The sequence below is a fragment of the Pseudomonas sp. 20P_3.2_Bac5 genome (genome assembly GCF_025466035.1).
Taxonomy (GTDB): Bacteria; Pseudomonadota; Gammaproteobacteria; order Pseudomonadales; family Pseudomonadaceae; genus Aquipseudomonas.
In genome coordinates, this window is sequence record NZ_JANLOA010000070.1 from 37006 (window position 1) to 58693 (window position 21688).

At 65.8% G+C, this 21688-nt stretch carries 20 protein-coding genes; 9 read left to right on the forward strand and 11 right to left on the reverse strand.

The features are described 5' to 3' along the window. Window positions 1-39: 39 nt before the first annotated feature. The 3 genes from NTD88_RS13220 to dinG form a co-directional block, all read right to left on the reverse strand. Window positions 40-1185, reverse strand: coding sequence for a serine hydrolase domain-containing protein (locus NTD88_RS13220; protein ID WP_262154348.1), 1146 nt, complete (start codon window positions 1183-1185; stop codon window positions 40-42). A gap of 106 nt (window positions 1186-1291) precedes the next feature. After that, on the reverse strand, window positions 1292-3556 hold the full coding sequence (locus NTD88_RS13225; RefSeq protein ID WP_262154349.1) for a beta-galactosidase: 2265 nt from the start codon (window positions 3554-3556) through the stop codon (window positions 1292-1294). Window positions 3557-3684: 128 nt separating this feature from the next. Continuing rightward, window positions 3685-5829 (reverse strand): ATP-dependent DNA helicase DinG, encoded by a 2145-nt coding sequence (gene dinG, locus NTD88_RS13230; RefSeq protein ID WP_262154350.1) that lies wholly within the window; start codon window positions 5827-5829, stop codon window positions 3685-3687. A gap of 98 nt (window positions 5830-5927) precedes the next feature. Between dinG and NTD88_RS13235 the strand changes: the two genes are divergently transcribed. Further along, window positions 5928-6392: a CopD family protein gene (locus NTD88_RS13235; protein ID WP_095154930.1), complete on the forward strand. Its 465-nt coding sequence runs from the start codon at window positions 5928-5930 to the stop codon at window positions 6390-6392. Between the two features lie 36 nt (window positions 6393-6428). On the opposite strand, the gene NTD88_RS13240 is transcribed toward NTD88_RS13235, so the two are convergent. The 4 genes from NTD88_RS13240 to NTD88_RS13255 all read right to left on the reverse strand — a co-directional run bounded on the left by NTD88_RS13240 (window position 6429) and on the right by NTD88_RS13255 (window position 9048). Beyond that, complete coding sequence (locus tag NTD88_RS13240; RefSeq protein ID WP_095154929.1) at window positions 6429-7187, reverse strand: collagen-like protein; 759 nt, start codon at window positions 7185-7187, stop codon at window positions 6429-6431. Beyond that, window positions 7180-7455 carry a DUF1145 domain-containing protein gene (locus NTD88_RS13245; protein WP_095154928.1) on the reverse strand — a complete coding sequence of 92 codons (276 nt, stop codon included), beginning with the start codon at window positions 7453-7455 and terminating at the stop codon, window positions 7180-7182. The genes NTD88_RS13240 and NTD88_RS13245 overlap by 8 nt, the downstream gene beginning before the upstream one ends. Window positions 7456-7539: 84 nt before the next feature. Further along, window positions 7540-8259, reverse strand: a complete 720-nt coding sequence (locus NTD88_RS13250; protein ID WP_095154927.1) for an OmpA family protein — start codon at window positions 8257-8259, stop codon at window positions 7540-7542. 90 nt (window positions 8260-8349) lie between these two features. Further along, complete coding sequence (locus tag NTD88_RS13255; protein ID WP_095154926.1) at window positions 8350-9048, reverse strand: OmpA family protein; 699 nt, start codon at window positions 9046-9048, stop codon at window positions 8350-8352. Window positions 9049-9207: 159 nt separating this feature from the next. On the opposite strand from NTD88_RS13255, the gene NTD88_RS13260 reads away from it, so the two are divergent. The 8 genes from NTD88_RS13260 to NTD88_RS13295 all read left to right on the forward strand — a co-directional run bounded on the left by NTD88_RS13260 (window position 9208) and on the right by NTD88_RS13295 (window position 16988). Then, window positions 9208-9702: a DUF6231 family protein gene (locus NTD88_RS13260; RefSeq protein ID WP_095154925.1), complete on the forward strand. Its 495-nt coding sequence runs from the start codon at window positions 9208-9210 to the stop codon at window positions 9700-9702. Window positions 9703-9706: 4 nt separating this feature from the next. Further along, on the forward strand, window positions 9707-10183 hold the full coding sequence (locus NTD88_RS13265) for a YchJ family protein (protein ID WP_262154351.1): 477 nt from the start codon (window positions 9707-9709) through the stop codon (window positions 10181-10183). 5 nt (window positions 10184-10188) lie between these two features. Further along, complete coding sequence (locus tag NTD88_RS13270; RefSeq protein WP_095154923.1) at window positions 10189-10662, forward strand: LEA type 2 family protein; 474 nt, start codon at window positions 10189-10191, stop codon at window positions 10660-10662. Window positions 10663-10667: 5 nt separating this feature from the next. Then, entirely contained in the window at window positions 10668-10871 is a 204-nt protein-coding gene (locus NTD88_RS13275) for an SEC-C metal-binding domain-containing protein (RefSeq protein ID WP_095154922.1), read from the forward strand. 119 nt (window positions 10872-10990) lie between these two features. Beyond that, on the forward strand, window positions 10991-11632 hold the full coding sequence (locus NTD88_RS13280) for a glutathione binding-like protein (protein ID WP_095154921.1): 642 nt from the start codon (window positions 10991-10993) through the stop codon (window positions 11630-11632). Between the two features lie 116 nt (window positions 11633-11748). Then, complete coding sequence (locus NTD88_RS13285; protein ID WP_262154352.1) at window positions 11749-14181, forward strand: penicillin acylase family protein; 2433 nt, start codon at window positions 11749-11751, stop codon at window positions 14179-14181. A gap of 132 nt (window positions 14182-14313) precedes the next feature. Further along, window positions 14314-15333: a ligase-associated DNA damage response exonuclease gene (locus tag NTD88_RS13290; RefSeq protein ID WP_262154353.1), complete on the forward strand. Its 1020-nt coding sequence runs from the start codon at window positions 14314-14316 to the stop codon at window positions 15331-15333. Further along, window positions 15330-16988 (forward strand): ATP-dependent DNA ligase, encoded by a 1659-nt coding sequence (locus NTD88_RS13295; RefSeq protein ID WP_262154355.1) that lies wholly within the window; start codon window positions 15330-15332, stop codon window positions 16986-16988. Before NTD88_RS13290 ends, NTD88_RS13295 begins: the two co-directional genes overlap by 4 nt. Here the strand turns inward: NTD88_RS13295 and NTD88_RS13300 are convergent. Genes NTD88_RS13300 through NTD88_RS13315 form a run of 4 tightly spaced genes read right to left on the reverse strand, consistent with a single transcriptional unit; the run spans window position 16981 to window position 21687 of the window. Further along, entirely contained in the window at window positions 16981-18477 is a 1497-nt protein-coding gene (locus NTD88_RS13300) for an MFS transporter (protein ID WP_262154357.1), read from the reverse strand. The genes NTD88_RS13295 and NTD88_RS13300 overlap by 8 nt on opposite strands. Next, window positions 18374-19363, reverse strand: a complete 990-nt coding sequence (locus tag NTD88_RS13305; RefSeq protein WP_262154359.1) for a prephenate dehydrogenase dimerization domain-containing protein — start codon at window positions 19361-19363, stop codon at window positions 18374-18376. The genes NTD88_RS13300 and NTD88_RS13305 overlap by 104 nt, the downstream gene beginning before the upstream one ends. Before the next feature lie 2 nt (window positions 19364-19365). Further along, window positions 19366-21375 (reverse strand): aminodeoxychorismate synthase component I, encoded by a 2010-nt coding sequence (pabB, locus tag NTD88_RS13310; protein ID WP_262154360.1) that lies wholly within the window; start codon window positions 21373-21375, stop codon window positions 19366-19368. A gap of 3 nt (window positions 21376-21378) precedes the next feature. Further along, window positions 21379-21687 carry a chorismate mutase gene (locus NTD88_RS13315; protein ID WP_095154914.1) on the reverse strand — a complete coding sequence of 103 codons (309 nt, stop codon included), beginning with the start codon at window positions 21685-21687 and terminating at the stop codon, window positions 21379-21381. Window position 21688: the final 1 nt, after the last annotated feature.

Below are 21688 nucleotides of genomic sequence, written 5' to 3' on the forward strand. Positions count from 1 at the left end.
AGAATAGCCAACGGGCCTGATGAGTACAGAACCAACCGATCAAAGGCACTCTTTCAGGACCCGCACCAGTCTCTGCGCACGGGGATCCATGAGGATGTAGGGGCCGAGGGTGTTGGTGACGAAGCCGAAGGCAACGTCATGCTCAGGATCGGCGAAACCGACCGAACCACCCGCGCCCGGATGCCCGAATGCACGAGCGCCGAGGCCGAAGGTGGCGTTGGCCACCGTCGGCTGGTCGAGCATGCAGCCGAGGCCGAAACGGGTACGGGTGAGCAGGGTCTTGTCTTCGCCCAGGCTGTGTTCGCGGGTCAGTTCGTCGAGCAGTTCGGATTCCAGCAAACTGCCATCGAGCAGCCCGGCGTAGAAGCCGGCCAGGCTGCGGGCGTTGCCGTGACCATTCGCCGCCGGCTGCTGCATGCGCCGCCATTCGGGCTTGTTGGTGCTGGTGAGGATTGCCGGTGGGTTGGTGAAGGCCCGGGTCGACAGGGCCTGCGGCTCGCGCATGGTGACCTGAAGCAGGCGCTGCGCCGCTTCGTCGCCGAGGTTGCCCTTGCCGCGAGCGATATGGGCGACGCGGTGGAATTCCTCGTCGGCTAGGCCGATATGAAAATCCAGCCCCAAGGGTTTTGCCGTACGCGCAACGATCGACTCGCCCGGGCCCCGGCCATCGGCGCGGCGGATCAGCTCACCCACCAGCCAGCCATAGGTGATCGCGGCATAGCCATGCGCACTGCCCGGCGTCCACCACGGCGCTTCAGCGGCCAGGGTGTCGACCATGGTTTGCCAGTTGTAGAGGGCTTCGGCGGGGAGCAGTTCGCGGATCGCCGGCAGGCCGGCCTGGTGGCAGAGCAACTGGCGAAGGGTCACTGACTCCTTGCCGGCCTGGGCGAACTCGGGCCAGTAGCGCGCAACCGGCGCGTCGAGTTGCAGCTTGCCCTCGCCCACCAGTTGCAATGCGGTGACCGCAGCAAACGTCTTGGTGCAGGAAAACAGGTTGGCGATGGTGTCGCTGTGCCAGGCCTCCTGGCCGTCCTTGTCGGCGCTGCCGGCCCACAGGTCGAGGACTGTCTCGCCACCGACCTGGATGCACAACGCCGCACCGCGCTCCTGAGGATCGTCGAAGAGGGCCGCGAAGGCCTCGCGTACCGCTTCGAACTTCAGTTCGAAATGACCCTGAATCTGCACCCGACGACTCCTGCGCGACCTGCCTGAAAAGTGGCGTGCATTGTTTCAGCACGCGACGGATTTGGGAACAGACACGGGTCAGACGGCAGCATCATTCATGTAAGGCTCAGGGTTTGCCCGGCTCGCTCGCCGGTTGCCGGGCCGGTGCGCTGCCGACGATCTCTTTCTCCACCTGCAGGTTGGCCTTGCGCACCTGATCGACGAAGCCCTGGAACGGCACGTCGGTGATGCCGACCAGGCCGAAATGACCGTTTTCGCCATCGAGCAGACGACCGCTGGCCGGCTGGTCGGCAAACTGGAACCAGTGCGCACCGACGATGCTTGGCTCGGCCAGTGCCGCTTTGAGGAACGCCGCGTAGGCCGGACCGCGATCTTCCTCGCGGGCGACTTCCATCGGCCCCGGCCAGAACGGCCCGCGATCGCGGGAACCGAAGTGGAACTCGGAAACCAGCACCGGCTTGTCCAGCGCCCGCAGTTGGGCGAAGTCATAACCGTCCTGGGGTTTCGGCGTATAGAAGTTGAAGCTCAGCACATCGCAGTACTGGGCGCAGGCGGCCACGGCCTCCGGTGTAGTGACAGCGAAACGGCCGCCCAGCAGCAGTTGGTTCGGCGCATGCCACTTCAGCGCATCGGAAATGGTCTTGAAGTAGGCGTCGGCGAAGGTGCGCTGGAAATGCTTGAAGTCCGCTTCGATTTCCGGGTGTTCGGCGCTTGGCAGCGGCGGCTCGAAGCCCGGATCTTCCATCAGTTCCCAGGCGCTCAACTCGATGCCCCAGGCCTTGGACAGGCCTTCCTGGTTACGGTACTTGTCGCGCAGTTGCTTGAGGAAAGCACGCTTGGCCGGCACGTCGGTGGTCAGGCGCAAGGTGCCGTAGGCCAGGCCATAGCGCGACTTGGGATCGTCTCCCGGCGCGGCCCAGGCCAACTCGTTGTCGGCGAAATAACCGATCAGCCACGGATCATCGCGGTGATCGCGGGCGGCAATGGCGACCGCGCGCTCGGTGGCCATGGCGAAACGCGGGTCGAACGGGTCGGGCATCGCGCCCCACCAGTCCATGCCGGTGCTGATGCTGGCGTAATCGCCGACGATCGCCAGCGGCAAGGTGTAAGGCAGACGCTGGGCATGGCCCAGGTCGGGGTCGCTCCAGTTGCCGAGGGTGTTGAAGCCCCAGGCCTGCAAACGGTCGAGGGCGTGAGTCTGCCAGCGCCCGGCGTCAAAGGCGACCGGCGGGCATTGCGCGGCGGGCTGCTGCCCGGTTGCCGCGGCTAGCGTGCAGGGTTTGCCATAGGCGCGTTCGAGGTTGGCGGCATAGAAGTCGAACCACCGGCCCTGGTTGAAATTGCGGCCTTTGGACGAGGCATTGCCGTCGTTGTTGTTGCCTTCACCGTAGAAGGCCGCCAATGGCGAATCCGACGCCGGCAGCCCGCTGAACATCGCTTCACGTCCGGCGACATAAGTGCGCCCGGGTTCAGCGTTCACCGCGTTGACGCCCAGCGAATAGAACGGGTGCCCCTCCGGCGTAACCAGGTACCAGCGACCATCGCGTTTGACCGTGCGGAAGAAGCCCTTGGCATCGAAGGTCTGCCCGCCGGTCCAGCCGCCGAAGCGGTCCAGCGGCTGCTTCTGGCGTTCGGCCAGCCAGGTCTTGAGTTGTTGCTGCTCTTTGGCGGCGGCGCTGCGCAGTTGTTCGTCGCTGCTGACCTTTTCCGGCCAGCGCCCTCGGCTGAACTGGCCATAGCCATCGATCAACTGACTGTACGCCGCCTGCTGTAGGCGCTCGTCGTCCTGCACGTTGATGCGTTCGATCAGCACGCTCTGGGCGACATTCGGCTGGTTCATCGACAGGGTGACGGACGTGACCTGGCTCAGGTCCAGCTCGCCGGCGCTGCCGGTCAGGATCAGGCGCTGGCCTTCGAAGGTCCAGGGCATCGGTGGGCCGGCGCGCATGCCCTGGCTCAGCGGCGAACTGGCCTGGAGCGGAATCAGCACGGTCTGTGCCGGGCCGGCTGGCAGGTCGATGCGGCTGGTGAGGGTTTTGCCGTCGGCGCTCTGGATGGTCACGTTGACGGTCAGGGCCCAGTCCATGCCGCTTTGCAGGCGCAGGGTCAGGGCCTTTTGCGCGGACCAGTCCCAAACGCCGGTCTGCGGACTCATACGCAGGTTGGGGCGCTGCACCGGATTGAACACCACTCGGCGCAGCACTTCGCCTTCGGCCGTCTGCTCAGCGTTGTACTGCGGCAGGCTGGCCTCCTCGGTCGCCACGTTTACCACGGAGGTGGGGCGCACAAAGTTGAACAGCGTCTGCTGCGCGGCCAACAGTGGCGGGCAGAACATCAGCGCGAAAACGGCGGGAAGGGTACGGCGCAACATGGGGCTCGAGTTCTCCTTGAAGGACCCTTGCGGGTCTTGGGTCCGGTGAATAGACAGCGAGAAATACAAAAGATTTTCAGCGCCTGATCGCTGCGGCCTGGCGGGACGCCGAAGCGCAGCGATTGGCCTCAGGAAATTTCCCGACGAAACGGCGGCAGCGCGTTAAGAATAGCCTTGCCGTAGCGTTGGGTGACCACGCGGCGGTCAAGCAGGGTGATGATTCCGCGGTCCTCTTCGGTCCGTAGCAGGCGACCGCAGGCCTGGATCAGTTTCAGCGACGCATCCGGCACGGCGATTTCCATGAACGGGTTGCCGCCGCGCGCCTCGATCCATTCGGCCAACGCCGCTTCGACCGGGTCATCCGGCACGGCGAAGGGGATCTTGGCGATCACCACGTGCTCGCAATAGGCACCCGGCAGGTCGACCCCTTCGGCGAAGCTGGCGAGACCGAAGAGCACGCTGGAATCACCGCCATCGACCCGCGCCTTGTGCTTGTTCAAGGTTTCCTGCTTGGACAGGTTGCCCTGGATGAACACCTGTTTGCGCCAGTCGCGGTCCAGGCCGTCGAACACGTCCTGCATCTGTTTGCGCGAAGAGAACAGCACCAGCGAACCCCGCGAACCTTCCACCAGTTCCGGCAGGTCGCGAATAATCGCCGCGGTGTGGGCGGCGGCGTCTCGCGGGTCGGCGCGCAGGTCCGGCACCCGCAGCACGCCGGCGTCGACGTGGTGGAACGGGCTCGGCACCACCGTGGTGACCGCCGCCCGCGGCAAACCGGAACGCATGCGGAAACGGTCGAAGGTGCCCAGCGCGGTCAGTGTCGCCGAGGTCACCAGGGCGCCGTGAGCGACGCTCCACAGATTGCGCCGGAGCATTTCGGCGGCGAGGATCGGGCTGGCGTTGACTTCGATGTCGAACAGCGCGCCGCTCTCGGCCAATGTCAGCCAGCGCGCCATCGGCGGGCTGTCTTCCGGGTCTTCGGCGGTGAAGGCGGTCCACAGTTCCCAGTTGCCCTGAGCGCGGGTCAGCAAGGTGCCGAACAGCGGGTACCACTCCTCGGCCTGGTGGCTGGCGATGCCGATATTGACCTCGCCATCCATGCCTTCCTTGAGCAGGTCGGTGAGGCGGGAGAACAGGTCGTTGAGACGGGAAAAGCCCTTCTTCAGTTCGATGCCGATCTCGCGGATATGCTCCGGAATCACACCGCCGACGAAGCGATGCCGAGGCCGCTCGCGGCCTTCCAGGTCATCGCTGGGACGGAAATCGGCGACCTGCTCGCAGGCGCTGAACATGAATTGCTGCTGATTCTTGATCTCCCGGGCCAGCTCCGGCACCTGCTCGATGAACTTGCCGAGGTCACCCGGCAGCGGGTTCTGGGCCAGCAGCTTGGTCAGGTTCTTCGCGGTCTGTTCCAGCCAGTCGGCGGTGGAGCGCAGGCGGCTGTAATGGGCGAAATGGCCGATGGCCTTGTCCGGCAGGTGATGGCCTTCGTCGAAGACATAGATGGTGTCGCGCGGATCGGGCAACACCGCGCCGCCGCCCAGGGCCAGGTCGGCGAGGACCATGTCGTGGTTGGTGACGATCACATCGACCTTGCCCATGCCCTCGCGTGCTTTATAGAAGGTGCACTGGCCGAAGTTGGGGCAGTGGCGGCCGGTGCACTGGCTGTGGTCGGTGGTGACCCGCATCCAGTCCTTGTCTTCCAGGGCCATGGGCCAACTGTCGCGATCACCGTCCCAGCGGTTGCCGGCAAGCTTCTCGATCATGCTGTTGAACAGCTTCTGGCTGACTTCATCGACCTCGATCTTGAAGCCTTCTTCCTCGAACAACTGCGCCGTGGCGCTCTGCGCGTGGCCTTCCTGCAACAGCAGGTCGAGCTTGGACAGACACAGGTAACGGCCGCGCCCCTTGGCCAGGGCGAAGCTGAAATTCAGGCCGCTGTTGCGCATCAGGTCGGGCAGGTCCTTGAAGACGATCTGCTCCTGCAGGGCGACGGTCGCCGTGGCGATGACCAGGCGCTTGCCAGCGGCCTTGGCCGCGGGGATCGACGCCAGGCTGTAGGCCACGGTCTTGCCGGTACCGGTGCCGGCCTCGACCGCCACCACGGCCGGGTCGCCAGAGCGCCGACCTTCGTCGTCGCAGTCGATGTCGCCGAGCACCTTCGCCACTTCGGCGATCATCAGGCGCTGGCCATAACGCGGTTTGAGGCTCTTGGCTTCGAGAAAACGGGAGTAGGCGCCCTGAATCTGGGACTTGAGTTCGGTACTGATCATGGTCTCGGGGCGCCCAAAAGGCTGGATAAATTTTCAGTGTTTCGAGTGGGCCGGCTATCATACCCCGCTATTGCCCTTTGCGCCGAATGGAGTGCCCGATGACCGCCTACGCCCTTCCCTACAGCCTGCATGTCCTGGCCGCCATGGTCTGGGTCGGCGGCATGTTCTTCGCCTGGATGATCCTGCGCCCGGCGGCCGCCACGGTCCTCGAAGGCCCGCCCCGGCTGCAGTTGTGGCTGGAAGTGTTTCCGCGTTTTTTCAGTTGGGTGTGGATCGCCGTGCTGGTCCTGGCGGTCAGTGGCGTGGGCATGCTGCACATGCACTATTCCGGCTTCGACCATGCGCCGCGCCATGTGCAGGTGATGATGGGCGGTGCCATCGCCATGTTCGCCCTGTTCATGCGGGTGCAGAGCCTGTTGCTGCCTGAGCTGCGCAAGGCCGTCGAGGCTGGCGACTGGGCAGCGGGCGCCGGTGTGATGGGTCGCATCCGGCGCATGGTGGGGATCAATCTGTTGCTGGGGATTGCGGTGATCGTGGTGGCGGCGTCGCGGTTGTCGTTCTGAGGGCCGCGGCAACGCCGCCGCCCCTCACACCACGCGTTACAGCCGCTGCACGCTCAACTCGCCCGGCGACCCGGCCAGCCCAGGCTGGCCAGCGGCGCCGGGACGCCCGTCGGCACCGCCATCGGTGCGATAGACCAGGCAGCCTTTGCTCGCCCCGCCCTGCCCCGGTTTGCCGGCAACACCCGGTGCACCGGGTGCCCCGCCGTCCAGACGCACCTTGATCTGCTCCGCCGGATAATCCGCCGGCAGGCTCAGGCGCACCCGGCCACCGGGAGCACCGTCATGACCATTGCCGCCGTTGTCACCATTGGCGCCACGGCTGGCCTGGCCCCAAGTGCAACCACCGGCCTTGCCGTTGGCGCCATCGAGGCCGACGTAACCCGGCGCACCGGCGCCACCGCGGGCGTCGATGGACAGCAGCGGTGCCTGCAAACGGTTCAGCCGCAGGTCCAGATTGCGGCCTGACTGTGCCGGCTTTTCATACGTCCCCGGCGCGCCATGGGCGGCGATCTGGCTGCCTTCGGCGAGCTGCGCGCTGCCCGCCTCGATACGCAGGGTGTCCTGGGCCGGCACCACGGCAATTCGTGCATCGCGGCCGAGTGTCAGTTGATCGACTTTCAGCTCCACCAGACTGGACGGCAGCAGCAAGGTGGCGGAATCCGCCACATCGAGGCGCTCCAGGTGAACGACACTGGCCTTGTTTGCCAGGCGCAGCACCGAATGCGGTGCAACGCTCAGGGCATCGGCCATGCTCAGCGGGCTGAACAACGCGGTCAACAGCATCAGCTTACGCATGCTTGGCTTCCTTGGGAGGTGCGGGGATGGAGAGGATGTGGAAGATGCCCACCAGCAGAATCTGCAGGCGGTCGAACCAGCGGTGGCTGCGCTGGCGCAGGCGACCGTTGAAGAACAGGATTTCGAGCAGATGAAGCCCCAGCAGTGAGGCGCCGGCCAGGTTAATCAACTGGTGGAACGGCGGTTGCGCGGGAATCAGCAGATTCACCAGCACCACCCACCAGAACACCACTGTCAGCGCCTTGAACAAGCCGAGAAAGCCTTTCATAGCCTTGCCTCCTGAAGGGTTCGCGTCAGCCGTGGCGGTCCGCCAGGAGACAGACTGCCACCATAACGGCTGACGCCGCGCCGATCAATTGAGGTGCAGCTCTACCCGGCGATTCTGCGCACGGCCAGCGTCGGTTTCATTGTCTGCGACCGGCTCGCTTTCGCCGCGCCCCTGGCTGGTGACCTTCTGCGGCGACACGCCCTGGTTGATGAGGTACTCGGCGGCGGCGCTGGCGCGGCGCTCGGAGAGGCTCTGGTTATAGGCGTCGGTGCCCTTGCTGTCGGTGTGCCCGACCACGCGAATGCGGGTCACCGCCGGGTTACTCAGGCGCTCGACCAGCGCTTGCAGTTGCTGCTGCGCGGCCGGCATCAATTCGGCCGAGTCGAAGGCGAACAGCACATTGCCCTGGTCACTGAGGGTGATGACTTCCTGCACCGGCTCAGGCTCGGCGACTTTTTCCGATACCGGGTACTGCGGCAGCGGGCAGCCGTTGTGGCTGACCGGGGTATTGGCCGGGGTGTCCGGGCAGCGGTCGCGGCGGTCGAACACGCCGTCGCCGTCTTCGTCGCCGTCATGGGCGAAGCAGATCAGGCCGCCGGCAATGGCACCGGCGGCACCACCGCCGGCTGCCCATGCCGAGCTTTCGATGGCACCGAGGCCACCGCCTACCAGGCCGCCGAGCAGGCTGCACAGCGGCCAGGTCCGTTGATTGAGCGGTGCGCTTCCATCGCTGTGGGTCGCGCAACCGGAAAGCAAGCCGGCCGCCAACAACACGGGAAGCGCGGCTCTGGTAAGTGCGGTCATGGGGGAATGCCTCCTGTGTTACTGGCTATTACCAGCACACAGGAGTAAAGACCGGCCCGTGGCACTTCACAAGCCACGGGCCGCGAGGCTTCAACGCTCGATGCGGATTTCCGTGCGGCGGTTCTGCGCGCGACCGTCCGCGGTGCGGTTGTCGGCTTCAGGCTGGCTTTCACCGGCACCGCGCACCGAGACGAAGCTGGCGCGTGGCACGCCGGTTTCGATCAGGTACTCGGTCACCGAATGCGCCCGGCGCTCGGAGAGTTTCTGGTTGTAGGCGTCCGAGCCGACGCTGTCGGTGTGCCCGGTCACGCTCAGCCGGGCGCTTGGCGCTTCCTGTTTCAGGCGAGTGGCGATGGTGTTCAGGCGGGACTTGTCAGCCGCGGTCAGCTTGGCCGAATCGAACTCGAAGTGGATGTCGCGGATCACGATGGTCTCTTCCTTCACCACCACCACTTCTTCGACCACCGCGACCGGCACAGGCTCTGGCGGGCAGCCGTTGGCATCGACCTGGACGCCACGCGGCGTGCCCGGGCACTTGTCGCGGCTGTCCGGCACGCCATCGCCGTCTTCATCGCCATCACCATGGACATAGCAATACGCCGCGGCCATGGTGCCGCCCACCAATGCGCCCCAACCGGCCCAACTGCTGCTCTCGATCGCGCCCAATGCGGCGCCACCGACGCCTCCGACGGCTGCACATTTCGGCCAGTCGGTTTTTTGCAAACCTGCACAACCAGTCAATACGCTGGCTAGCAGAACCAGAGGTAAAGCTGTGCGAACTATGCTCATTTGTTGCATCTCCCAGGAGGATTCGGTGCAAAACCGATGCTCTGGGAGTAAAGACCGCAGCGTCCATCTCCGCCAGCAATAAGCCATGACGCTACCACCGCGCCCCTTTGCCTTGGCGCCGTGGCCCGCTAGTCTTGGCGGATCAGATGAGGACCTTCGATGACCGAGAGCTTTTCTTCGCGCACGCCGCAACAGGCCCTGGCCGCGCTATTGGAACACCACGCCCCGCAACGCCTGTTGTTGGTGGGCACCCGCTTCCCCGCCCTGGAAGCCTTCGCCGCGGCGCACCCGCAGGCCAGCATCGACGTCGCCGCGCCCGGCCCGCTGCCAGCGGAACTGGCAGGCAAGCGCTACGACCTGGCGCTGCTGGTGGACTGCCTGGAACACCTGCCCAAGCGCAATGGCCTGGAATTGGTGGGCGGAATCCGCAACCTCAACGCCAGCCGCATCGCCGTGCTGGCCGACCTCGCCGCCAGCGGCTGGGAAGACACTGATTTCTACTCGCTGGCGCTGCAGGCCAACGAGCGTTTCCAGCGTGATGACCAGGTCCTCGGCCTGTTCAGCTACGATCTGCGTGACTATAAACAGGTACCCGACTGGCTCAACGCCAAGTTCTGGGCCAATCCGCAAAACTTCGGCAAGTACTGGTGGTGACGCGATGAGTGTTTCGGTTTGTCCCTGCGGCAGCGGCAACCTGCTGGATACCTGCTGCGGGCACTATCACGCCGGGCAACCCGCCCCGGACGCCCAAACGCTGATGCGTTCGCGCTACAGCGCCTATGTGTTGGGCCTGGTGGACTATCTGGTGAAAACCACCCTGCCGGTGCAACAGGCCGGCCTCGACCGCCCGGCCATCGCCGCCTGGAGTGCGCAAAGCACCTGGCTCGGGCTGGAGGTGGAATCGGCGGAGGTCTTCGGCGGTCAGCCCGAGCACGCCTTCGTCACCTTCACCGCGCGCTGGCATGACGCCGAGGGCGAACACAGCCACCGCGAGCGTTCGGCCTTCGTGCAGAACCAGGGCCACTGGTACTTCATCGACCCGACCGTCGGCCTCAAGGCCGGCCGCAACGACGCCTGCCCCTGCGCCAGCGGGCAGAAATTCAAGAAGTGCTGTTCCAGTTATGTAGGCGGATAGCGACCATGCGCCGTCTGGCCCGTCTGTCAGTGCTCATGCTCCTGCTGAGCCTGACAGGCTGCGCCAGTTGGCTGGACAGCGACTTCCGCGATCCCGAGGTGCACCTGATCAAGGTGGAAACGGTCAAGGCGCGACTGATGCAGCAGCGCTTCATCCTTCACTTTCGTATCGACAACCCCAACGACAGCGCCTTGCAGGTTCGCGGCCTGAGCTACGCGGTACGGCTCAACGAGCTGTTGCTGGCCGAGGGCGACGACGGCCAGTGGCTGCGGATCGACGCCCACGGCCGGCGCACCGTCCAGGTCGAGGTGCGAACCAACCTCTGGCAGCACCTGAAACCGCTGGCGAAGATGCTGCGCACCCACCGACCGCTGCACTACCGCCTCGAAGGCACCCTGCGCACCGGATTATTCTTCACCCGCGACCTGCACTTGTCCCGCAGTGGTGAGATAATTCCCGGCGATTTTGTCCCGGAGTAACCCAGATGACCCAGCAACCCCACGTTCACGGCCCTGATTGCAATCATGATCACGACCATCACCACGATCACGACCACGGCCATGTGCACGGTCCGCACTGCAACCATGCGCCCCAGGAGCCGGTGCGCAACACGTTGAAAGATGTCGGCCGTAACGACCCTTGCCCCTGCGGCAGCGAGAAAAAATTCAAGAAGTGCCACGGCGCCTGAGTGTGACTTCCTGTAACAGCGGTCGCGCTTTGTGATATCCATAACGCCGACCGCTGCGCCCGAGCGCGGCAGAACGACGGCAGCATGCACCATGCTGCCGTTTCCTGATGGAGCGCCTCATGATCGATCTGTACTACTGGACCACCCCCAACGGCCACAAGATCAGCCTGTTTCTTGAGGAGACCGGCCTTCCGTACCGGATCCACCCGATCAACATCGGCAAAGGCGAGCAATTCGCCGCCGACTTCCTGAAAATCGCCCCCAACAACCGCATTCCGGCCATCGTCGACAACGACACCGCCGACGGCCAGCCCCTGTCGCTGTTCGAATCCGGGGCCATCCTGCTGTACCTCGCCGAAAAAACCGGCCAGTTCATTCCGCAAGACCTGCGCGGTCGCCAGGAAGCCCTGCAATGGCTGTTCTGGCAGATGGGCGGCCTCGGCCCGATGGCCGGGCAGAACCACCATTTCAACCGCTTCGCGCCGGAAAAGATCCCCTACGCCATCAAGCGCTATGTCGACGAGACCGCGCGCCTCTACGGGGTGCTGAACAAGCGCCTGGAAGACCGACCGTTCGTCGCCGGCGAGGCGTACAGCATTGCCGACATGGCGATCTACCCGTGGATCGTCCCGCACAAATGGCAGGGGCAGGATCTCGACAACTTCCCGGCCCTTAAAGGCTGGTTCGAGCGCATTCAGGCCCGTCCCGCCACCCAGCGCGCCTACGCTCTGGTGGAAAAGATCAACCCGCCGCAGCCATAAGCCCGCGTCACCGGCGCGGCGCTTTGCAAATAAAGCCCGCGCCCCCGCTTGCACGGGGCCATCGCGCTCACTAACGTAGCGCCTTTCAGCCGCCACCCCCTTGCAGGAGCCTTGCCATGGCCTCGCCAGCCTTTCCCCTTTCACGTCTTCGGTTCGGCGTCGCCGCGGCCGCACTCGGGCTGCTCAGCCTGGGTGGTTGCCAGATGGGCAACGTTCGCGACAGCGTGCCACCGACCGTCGGGGTCGAGCCGCTCAAGGGCCTGGCGCAGAACGTTTCGGTACGGCGCAATGCCCAGGGCATGCCGCTGATCGAAAGCAGCTCCTTCCATGACGCTCTGTTCAGCCTCGGCTACGTCCACGCCTCCGACCGCATCGGCCAGATGCTCGGCATGCGCCTGCTGGCCCAGGGTCGCCTTTCCGAGATGGCCGGCGCCGACGCGCTGGACATCGACCGTTTCATGCGCGCCACCAACCTGCGCCAGAGCGCGACCCAGCTCTATGCCGACGCCTCGCCGCGGCTGAAGCGCTTCTTCGAGGTCTACGCCCGCGGCGTCAACGCCTACCTGTTCCGCTACCGCGAAAAACTGCCGACGCCACTCGCCGGCTACCGCCCGGAGTACTGGAAAGCCGAAGACTCGGCGCTGGTGTTCGCCCTCTACAGCTTCAGCCAGTCGGTGAACCTGCAGGAAGAACTCGCCGCCCTGACCCTGGCGCAGAAAGTCGGTGCCGACAAACTGGCCTGGCTGCTGCCCAACTACCCGGACGAACCGCTGCCGGAGGCCGAGGCCGACAAGCTCAAGGGCCTGAACCTGGCCAGCCAGTTGACCGGCCTGGCGCCGGTGGCGGCGGTCAGCGCGCAACTCGCGGCGTTCAACGTGCTCGGCAATGCCAACTCGGCCAACTGGGCCCTCGGCCCACAGCGCAGCCGCAGCGGCCGCAGCCTGCTGGCCAGCGACAGCCAGGGCGGCTGGGTGCTGAGCCCGGTGCAGATCCGCACCACCAAGTACCAGGCCGCCGGCTTCACCCTGCCCGGCCTGCCTTTCGTGCTCGCCGGCTTCAACGGCAAGCTGGCCTGGAGCGGCAGCGCGGCCATGGGCGACAACCAGGACCTGTACCTGGAAAAACTGCGCCGCCAGGGCAGCCAGTTGCTCTATGAAGTGGACGGCCGCTGGCAGCCGGCGCGGGCGCGTAACGAAACCTTCTTCGTCAAGGGCCAGCGCCCGCAGCGCGAAGTGATCTACGAGACCGGCCACGGCGCCTTGCTCACCGGCGACAAGGGCGGCCTCGGCCTGGCGCTGCGCATGCCCGACCTCAAGGGCGACAAGAGCCTCGACGCGTTCTTCGACCTGTCGCGGGCGCAGAACGTCGAGCGCGCCTTCGACGCCAGCCGGGAGATCGGCGCAGCAGCGCTGAACATGGTGTTCGCCGATGCCAGCAACATCGGCTGGCAAGTCACCGGCCGCTACCCCAACCGCCGCGAAGGCCAGGGCCTGCTGCCCTCGCCGGGCTGGGACAGCCGCTACGACTGGGACGGCTACGCCGACGCCATGCTCCATCCGTACGACCAGGACCCGCTGCAAGGCTGGATCGGCAACGCCAACCAGCGCAGCGCGCCGAAAGGCTACGGCATGCAGTTGTCCAATAGCTGGTCGTACCCGGAGCGCGCCGAGCGCCTCGCGCAACTGGCCGGCAACGGCAAGCACGACAACCGCAGCCTGATCGCCATGCAGAACGACCAGACCACGCTGTTCGCCGGCAAACTCAAGGCCATGTTCGAAGCGCCGGGCATGGCCCAGCCGCTGAAAAAGGCCATCGACAGCCTGCCGGCCGAGCAGAAGGCCCGCGCCCGCGAGGCGTACACCCGCCTGATGGCTTTCGATGGCCGCCTGAGCCAGACCTCGGCCGACGCCGCGGTGTACGAACTGTTCCTTCAGGAAAGCACCCGGCTGACCTTCCTCGACGAGTTGGGTCCGGAGTCGAGCCCGGCGTGGCAGGCGTTTGTCGCCAATGCGCGGCTGTCCTACTCGGCCCAGGCCGACCACCTGCTGGGTCGCGACGACAGCCCGTTCTGGGATGACCGCACGACCCCGGCAAAAGAGGACAAACCGACCATCATTGCCCGCAGCCTGGCCGCGGCGATCAGTGCCGGTGAACAGCAACTCGGTGCCGACCGCAAGACCTGGCAGTGGGGCAAGCTGCACCAGTACCAATGGCCGACGGCCAACCTGCATGGTTTGGGCGACAACCTCAGCCGACGGGCGCAAGCGGTGGGCGGCGACCACAGCACCCTGAACCCGTCGACCTATGCCTGGGGCCAGGACTTCAAGGCCAGCCTCGGCCCGGCAGTACGCATGGTGGTGGACTTCGGCCAGGTCGAGCCGCTGCAATTGCTCACCAGCAGCGGCCAGTCCGGCAACCCGGCCAGCCCGCAGTTCGCCAACGGCCTGGATGCGTGGTTCCGCGGGCAGTACCAGAGCGTGCCGCTGCAGACGCAGAACTTTGAACGGGCGTATGGCAGCAAGCGCCTGACCTTGGTGCCAGGGAAGTAATTTATCGGCCTTGAGGGCCTTATCGCTGCGGTTCGGTCCCCCGACAAATCAGCGATAAGGCCCTCAAAAACACCGAACTTCCCCACCCAGTAACCGCTCTACCGATACAAGCCCTCCACCAGCAGCCCTGCCATGGACCTTGTCATCGCCCGCCCCGAAGGCCTCTACTGCCCGCCCGGTGATTTCTATATCGATCCCTGGCGCCCGGTGGAACGGGCGGTCATCACCCATGGCCACGGCGACCATGCCCGCACCGGCAATCACCATTACCTGTGCGCCGCCCCCGGCGCCGGGATCCTGCGAGCCCGCCTCGGCGCCGAGATCAATCTGCAAACCCTGCCCTACCACGAACGCCTGTCGCACCACGGCGTCACCCTCAGTTTCCACCCCGCCGGCCATGTCCTCGGCTCGGCCCAGGTGCGCCTGGAATACCAGGGCGAAATCTGGGTCGCGTCGGGGGACTACAAGGTCGAAGCCGACGGCACCTGCGCGCCGTTCGAGCCGGTGCGCTGCCACACCTTCATCACCGAATCCACCTTCGGCCTGCCGATCTACCGCTGGCAACCACAGGCCGAGGTGTTCAGCGAAATCAATGAGTGGTGGCGCGGCAACCAGACCCGCGGCAAGGCCAGCGTGTTGTTCTGCTACGCCTTCGGCAAGGCACAGCGCATCCTCCACGGCATCGATGCCAGCCTCGGGCCGATCCTCGCCCACGGCTCGGTCGAACCGCTCAACCGGGTCTACCGCGAGGCCGGCATCCATCTGCCGCCGACGCAATACGCCGGCGATATTCCGCGCAACGACCCGCTGCTGCGCCAGGCCCTGATCATTGCCCCGCCCTCGGCGGGCGGCAGCACCTGGATGCGCCGTTTCGGCGATTACAGCGACGCCTTCGCCAGCGGCTGGATGCGCCTGCGCGGCACCCGGCGGCGGCGCGGGGTCGATCGCGGCTTCGTACTGTCCGACCACGCCGACTGGCCGGGACTGCTCTGGGCCATCGCCGAGACGGGGGCGCAGCGGGTGATGGTCACCCATGGTTCGGTCGGTGTGCTGGTGCGCTATCTCAGCGAACAGGGCCTCGACGCCCGCCCCTTCGTCACCGAATACGGCGACGAAGACGACGCGCCGACCGCAGCGCAGGCCGAGGCATGAAAGCCTTCGCCGAGCTCTACCTGCGCCTGGACGCCACCACCTCCAGCAACGCCAAGTTGCAAGCCCTGCAGGACTACTTCAGTCAGGCGCCAGCGCGGGACGCCGCCTGGGCGGTGTACTTTCTCGCCGGCGGTCGTCCCCGGCAATTGGTGCCCACTCGCCTGCTGCGCGACATCGCCACCCGCCTCGCGGCACTGCCCGAATGGCTGTTCGAGGAAAGTTATCAGGCGGTGGGCGACCTGGCCGAAACCTTCTCCCTGCTGTTGCCGGAGGTCGAACACAGCAGCGACGCGGGCCTGGCGCACTGGGTCGAAGACGAGCTGCTGCCGCTGCGCGGCCTGCCAGCGGAAACCCTGTCACAACGCCTGCCGCAGCTCTGGGCGCAACTGGACCGCAACAGCCTGCTGGTGTGCCTGAAACTGATCACCGGCAGTTTCCGCGTTGGCGTGTCGAAGCTGCTGGTCACTCGCGCCCTGGCGCAACTGGCCGGCCTCGACGCCAAGCAAGTGGCCCAGCGCCTGGTCGGCTACACCGACCTCAGCCACAGACCCACTGCGGACGACTACCGCGCGCTGGTCGCCGAAGCTTCCGCCGACGAGCACGCCCAACGCGGCGGCCAGCCCTATCCCTTCTTCCTCGCCCATGCTCTGCAACAGCCAGTCGAGCAGTTCGACGCCCTGCTCGGGCCGGTCAGCAACTGGCAGGCGGAATGGAAGTGGGACGGCATCCGCGCGCAACTGGTCAAACGCGACGGCCAGTTGTGGATCTGGTCGCGGGGCGAAGAACTGGTCACCGAGCGTTTTCCCGAGTTGCACACGCTGGCCGCGAGCCTGCCCGACGGCACGGTGCTCGACGGCGAAATCGTGGTATGGAAGCCGGATACCCAGGCCGACGCCATCGCCGTCCAGCCCTTCGCCCTGTTGCAGCAACGGATCGGCCGCAAGACCCTCGGCAAGAAACTGCTGGCCGATGCGCCCGTGGCGCTGCTCGCCTACGACCTGCTGGAGTGGCAGGGCGAAGACTGGCGCAGCCGCCCGCAGCATGAGCGCCGGCGCCAACTGGAAACCGTGGTCGAGCAGTGCCAGGACGCGGTGCTGCACCTGTCGCCCGTGCTCGCCGCCAGCGACTGGGCCGACCTCGCCCGCCAGCGCGAAAACTCCCGCGACCTCGGCGTCGAAGGCCTGATGCTCAAGGCGCGCGACGCCCTCTACGGTGTGGGCCGGACCAAGGACATGGGCGTGTGGTGGAAATGGAAGATCGACCCCTTCACCGTCGACGCCGTGCTGATCTATGCCCAGCGCGGCCACGGCCGCCGCGCCAGCCTCTACAGCGATTACACCTTCGCCGTCTGGGACGCCCCGCCCGGCACGCCGGAGCGCGCCTTGGTGCCGTTCGCCAAAGCCTATTCCGGGCTCAGCGACGCCGAGATGCGCAGCGTCGACGCCATCATCCGCAAGACCACCCTCGAAACCTTCGGCCCGGTGCGCAGCGTCACCCCCAGCATGGTCTTCGAACTGGCCTTCGAAGGCATCGCCCTGTCCCGCCGCCACAAGAGCGGCATCGCCGTGCGCTTCCCGCGCATGGCCCGATGGCGCCAGGACAAGCCGGTAGAAGAAGCGGATGACCTGGCGACATTGCAGGCGTTGCTCAGCTAGGCGAACGCAGGCAGCGCAGAGTCAGCAGCGCGAACGCCAGCACGGTCAGCGACACCGCGGCACTGGTGAGCGATACACCTTCGCGGAACGCCGCATCCGCCGCCTGCAACAGCGCCGCCGCATGCTCGCCGCTGCTGACCGTGCGCGCGCCACCCAGGGTCGCCGCCGCGCGGGTCGCCTCGTCCGACAGCCCTTCGGGCAGCACCAATGACAACCGGTACAGCGCCGCGACCGCGCCACCGATCAGCGTCGTGCCCAGCACCACGCCCACCTCATAGGCCGTTTCACTCACCGACGATGCACTGCCCGCACGCTCGGCGGGAACCGAACTCAACACGAGGTCATTGGAGACCGTGGTGATCGCCGCGACACTGATATTGAGCAGCACGAAGGCAACGCAGACGCTGACCACACTGGCCTGAACCAGCGCCATCACCGCGAACGCCAGCGCCGCGAGCAGCAGGCAGGCCGCCAGCAACCGGTTGGGCGCCACATTGCGCGCCAACGGCACCACGGCCATGCCGGCGATGATCGCCAGCACCTGGCCGGGCACCAGGATCAGGCTGGCGGCCAGCGGCGCCATGCCGAACACCAATTGCAGCAGTTGCGTGGCGAAGAAGATGAAGCCGATCAGCAGCCCCAGGCTCACCAGGTTCACCGCGATGCACACGCTGAAGGTGGTGCTGCGGAACAGGCGCAGGTCCAGCAGCGGTTCTTCAAGGCGAAACTGCCGCCGCACGAACAACAGGCCCAGCCCCGCACCGGCCACCAGCAAGAGCAGGGCCTGGACGTCGAGACCGGTGGTCGCGCCGTGCTTGAGCGCCAGCATTACGCCGGTCATGGCGCCGAGGCTGAGCAGGATGCTGAGGTAATCCGCCGAGCCTCCGGATTGCCGTTGCGTTTCACTGAGCGACGGCGCCAGCACCAGGACCGGCAGCAAGAACGGCAAGGCCACGAGGAACACCGAAGGCCAGTCGAAAAACTGCAACAGCACACCGCCCAGCAACGGCCCCAGCGCCGAACCGATGGTCAGGCAGGTGGCCCAGACCGCCACGGCCACCCGCCGCTCTTCACGGTCGCTGAAGGCACTGCGGATCAGGGCCAGGGTCGCCGGCAGAATCATTGCCCCGAAGATGCCCAGCAAGGCGCGTCCGGCAATCAACTGCCAGGCGTGCACCGACAGCGACACCAGCAGCGACACCAGCGCGAACCCGCCGCACCCGATGAACAGCATGCGGCGATGACCGACCCGGTCACCGGTGCCGCCCATGGTCACCAAAAGACCGGCCAGCACCAACGAGTAGGCATCGATCATCCACAACTGGCCAGCGGCGGACGGATTGAGCGCCACGGCAATACGCGGCAAGGCGAAGTTGAGAATGGTGTTATCGATGGTGACCAGTAGAACGGGCAGCATGATCGCCAGCAACGCCAGTGCTTTCGTGCGGTTGCCGAGAATCGCGTACAGCGGGCTCGCTGCTTCTTGCATGGAGTGCTTCTCCCTGAGGTGTATTCAACAACGTGAAAATGCCGGCACACGCCTTGCCGTAGTGTTCGACCCCGACGCCGAGGTAGCGGCGCACGGCGTCCAGTTCGGCGCTGAAATGCTCCGGCGTGTCCTGCCGGCAGAACTGATGCAGCAGGTCCAGCCCCTTGCCCAGTTGTTCGCGCTGGCGCGCGGCGTTGTGGTTGTGCTTCTGGATATCCCAGTAGGTCTCGGGCTGGTTTTGCAGGATGCGGGCGGCGAGGCTCAGCAGGGTTTTCATCGGCGGCGGCGCCAGCGCCGCGATCAGCGCCGGATCGCACTCACTGTGTTGCAGGGCAACGGCAAAAGCGAGGATCGCCGCATGGGGCAGCGTCTGGCAGACCGCCAGGGTGCGGTCATGCTCGTCGGGGGCCAGGCGGGTGACGAGCATGCCGCGCTCGACCAGCAGTTGCTCGAACCATTCACCCGCTTCGCTGCGCCCGCGCTCGCACAGCACCAGCGGCCGCCCCCGGCAATCGAGGGTCGGCGAAAACATCGGGTTCAGGCCCAGCGACGGTACATCGCAAAACAGCCGGGAGGCGCGTAACTGGAACGGAGTCTGCACCGAACAGGTATTGACCAGTACCCGCAACGCAGGCATGGCACCGGCGTAACGCTCCAGCACCTGCAAAGCCGCCTCTTCCGGCAGAGCGATGATCAGCGTGGTGGCGGCCCGCAGCAGTTCCGGCGCCTGTTCGGGCAACAGCAGCGCGTCCATGACCCGCTGATCGAGGCCCGACGGTGCGGCCACCCGATCGATGATGATCGGCGCATGGCCGGCGTCCGCCAGCAGGCCCGCCATGAACTGGCCGACGCAGCCCGCGCCGCCAATGATCAGAATTTTTTCCATGTTCATCCCTTGATGCTGTGAAACGGAACGCTCGCCTTCACCAGTGTTTCCTCCATTTCGTCGGCGGGGTCGGAGGCCGCGACGATCGCCCCGCCGATACCGAAGGTGGCCATGCCGTCCCTCACCACCGCCGTGCGGATGACCACACTCAGTTCGGTGTAGCCGTCCATCCCGATCCAGCCCAGGGCGCCAGAGTAAACGCCACGGGCGGAAGCTTCGAGCCGGTCGATGATAGCCATCGTGCGCACTTTCGGCGCGCCGGTCATGGAGCCGCCCGGAAAGCACGCCTTGATGGCGGTAAACGCATCGACGCCCGCACGCAGCTGCCCCTGCACGGTGGACACCAGTTGGTGGACCGACGAATAGCTTTCAATCGAAAAGGCGTCCGGAACCTCGACCGAACCCGCCACGCAGATACCGTTGAGGTCGTGCCGGACCAGGTCGACGATCATCAGGTTCTCGGCACGGTCCTTGGCTGATGCGGCCAGGTCGTCGCGCAGCGCCTGATCCGCCACGGGGCTGCTGCCACGCGGGCGGGTGCCCTTGATCGGCCGGGAGCGGATACGGCCAGTGGCATCGATTTTCAGGAAGGTCTCCGGCGACGCACTGAGGATCGCGAAGGTGCCGGTGTCGATATAGGCGCCATAAGGCACGGGACTGATAGCACGCATGCGCGTGTAGACCGCCAGCGGCGCATCCGGGCAGACCATGCGGGCGCGGTTGGTCAGGCAGATCTCGTATGACTCGCCTTCGGTGATTTGCGCCAGGCAGGCCCTGACTTTTTCCTGGTAGGCGGTCGAGCCGTCGGCGAGGTTCAACGCCGCCTCGGCCACCGGCCCCGGTGAAAATGCGGTGGCAGCGGCGCGGCTGACCGGCGGCACGGGCTTGAGCGACAGGCGCTCGCCCCAGAGGTGGCAGAGATAACCAACGCCAAGCTGATGATCGAACACGATCATGTTTTTCGGCAGGTACAACAGGCTGTCGGGCAGCGGCGACACGTGCAGGTTTTCAGCACCATTGAGCGCCTTGAGTTCGTACCCCAGATAACCCGCCAGCCCGCCACGAAACGGAAACGGCGCCTGCGGCCAGCACTCGGGACGCAACGAGGCGGTGACCCCGGCCATCAGATCGAAGAAGTCACCCGCCAGCGCGGTCTTCCCCGCCGGCCCTTCGATCGTCAGCAGCCGTTGCTCGACGTTATAGCTGAACACCAGCGCCGAATCGGGATCGCAGCTGCCCATCAGCGAATAGCGCGCCCTGCTGCGCTCGGCCCGCTCGCTGTCGAGCCAGAACGCCGCCACGCAGTCACCGAACTGGTGTTCGAAGGTGGCCAGCGGATCGGTGGCGGGGTCCATCAGCCGGTAGTCCGGAGCGAGCGTCGACGGGCCGCCCGCCAGGCGCAAGGCATGAGCCACCTGTTTCTCGATAGCGCCTTTCTGGCACTGCCTCACCATGCGCAGGAAATTGCCGAAGAGCCGCTTGCCGTGCTGCGAGTCGATGGACTCCGGATGAAACTGCACGCCCCAGACCGGGCGCTGCCGATGGGCCAGCGCCATGACCAGCCCACACTCGGAACGGGCCGTCACCTCCAGTGATTCCGGCACTTCGGTGCACACCAGCGAGTGGTAGCGCACGGCGGTGAAGTCCTGCTCGATGCCTTCGAACAGGCCACTGCCCGCATGCCGGATCCGGGTCCTGTAACCGTGCACCGGCGCCGGTGCGTGCTCCACCTGCCCGCCGAAAAAGCAGTTGATGCCCTGATGCCCGAGGCACACGCCCAGCACCGGGAGACCGCCATGTTCCAGGACATCCCGGCACACCCCGAAATCCCCGGAGCGTCCGGGATGGCCGGGGCCGGGCGACAGCACCACGGCCTCGTACCGGTCCAGTTCCAGTTGCGCCAGGCTGTGGGTGTTGGGCACCACCACCGGGTGCTCGCCGCAGACCTCATACAGGTACTGGGCGATGTTGTTGGTGAAGGAGTCGAGGTTGTCGATGATCAGTACGCGCATCGTTCATCCCTCGTCCTTGGCGGCGCTGGCCATGACCCGCAGTTCTTCATCACAGGTTTCATCGATGATCAGACGGAACAGCCGGTCGACATAGTCCGGGCGCAATTGCCTCGCGCTGGACAGCGAGCGCACCAGCTCAAGCGTCGAGCTGATGCGCTGCGGTTGCATCATCGAAATGCCATGGGCTGATTTCAGCCTGGCGATGTTCCGGCAGAGCTGCATTCGCTCTGCCAGCAAATCGACCAGTTGCCCGTTGATCCTGTCCAGTTGCGCCCGGTGCGAGCCGAGCACTACAGCGGCATCGTTCGACATG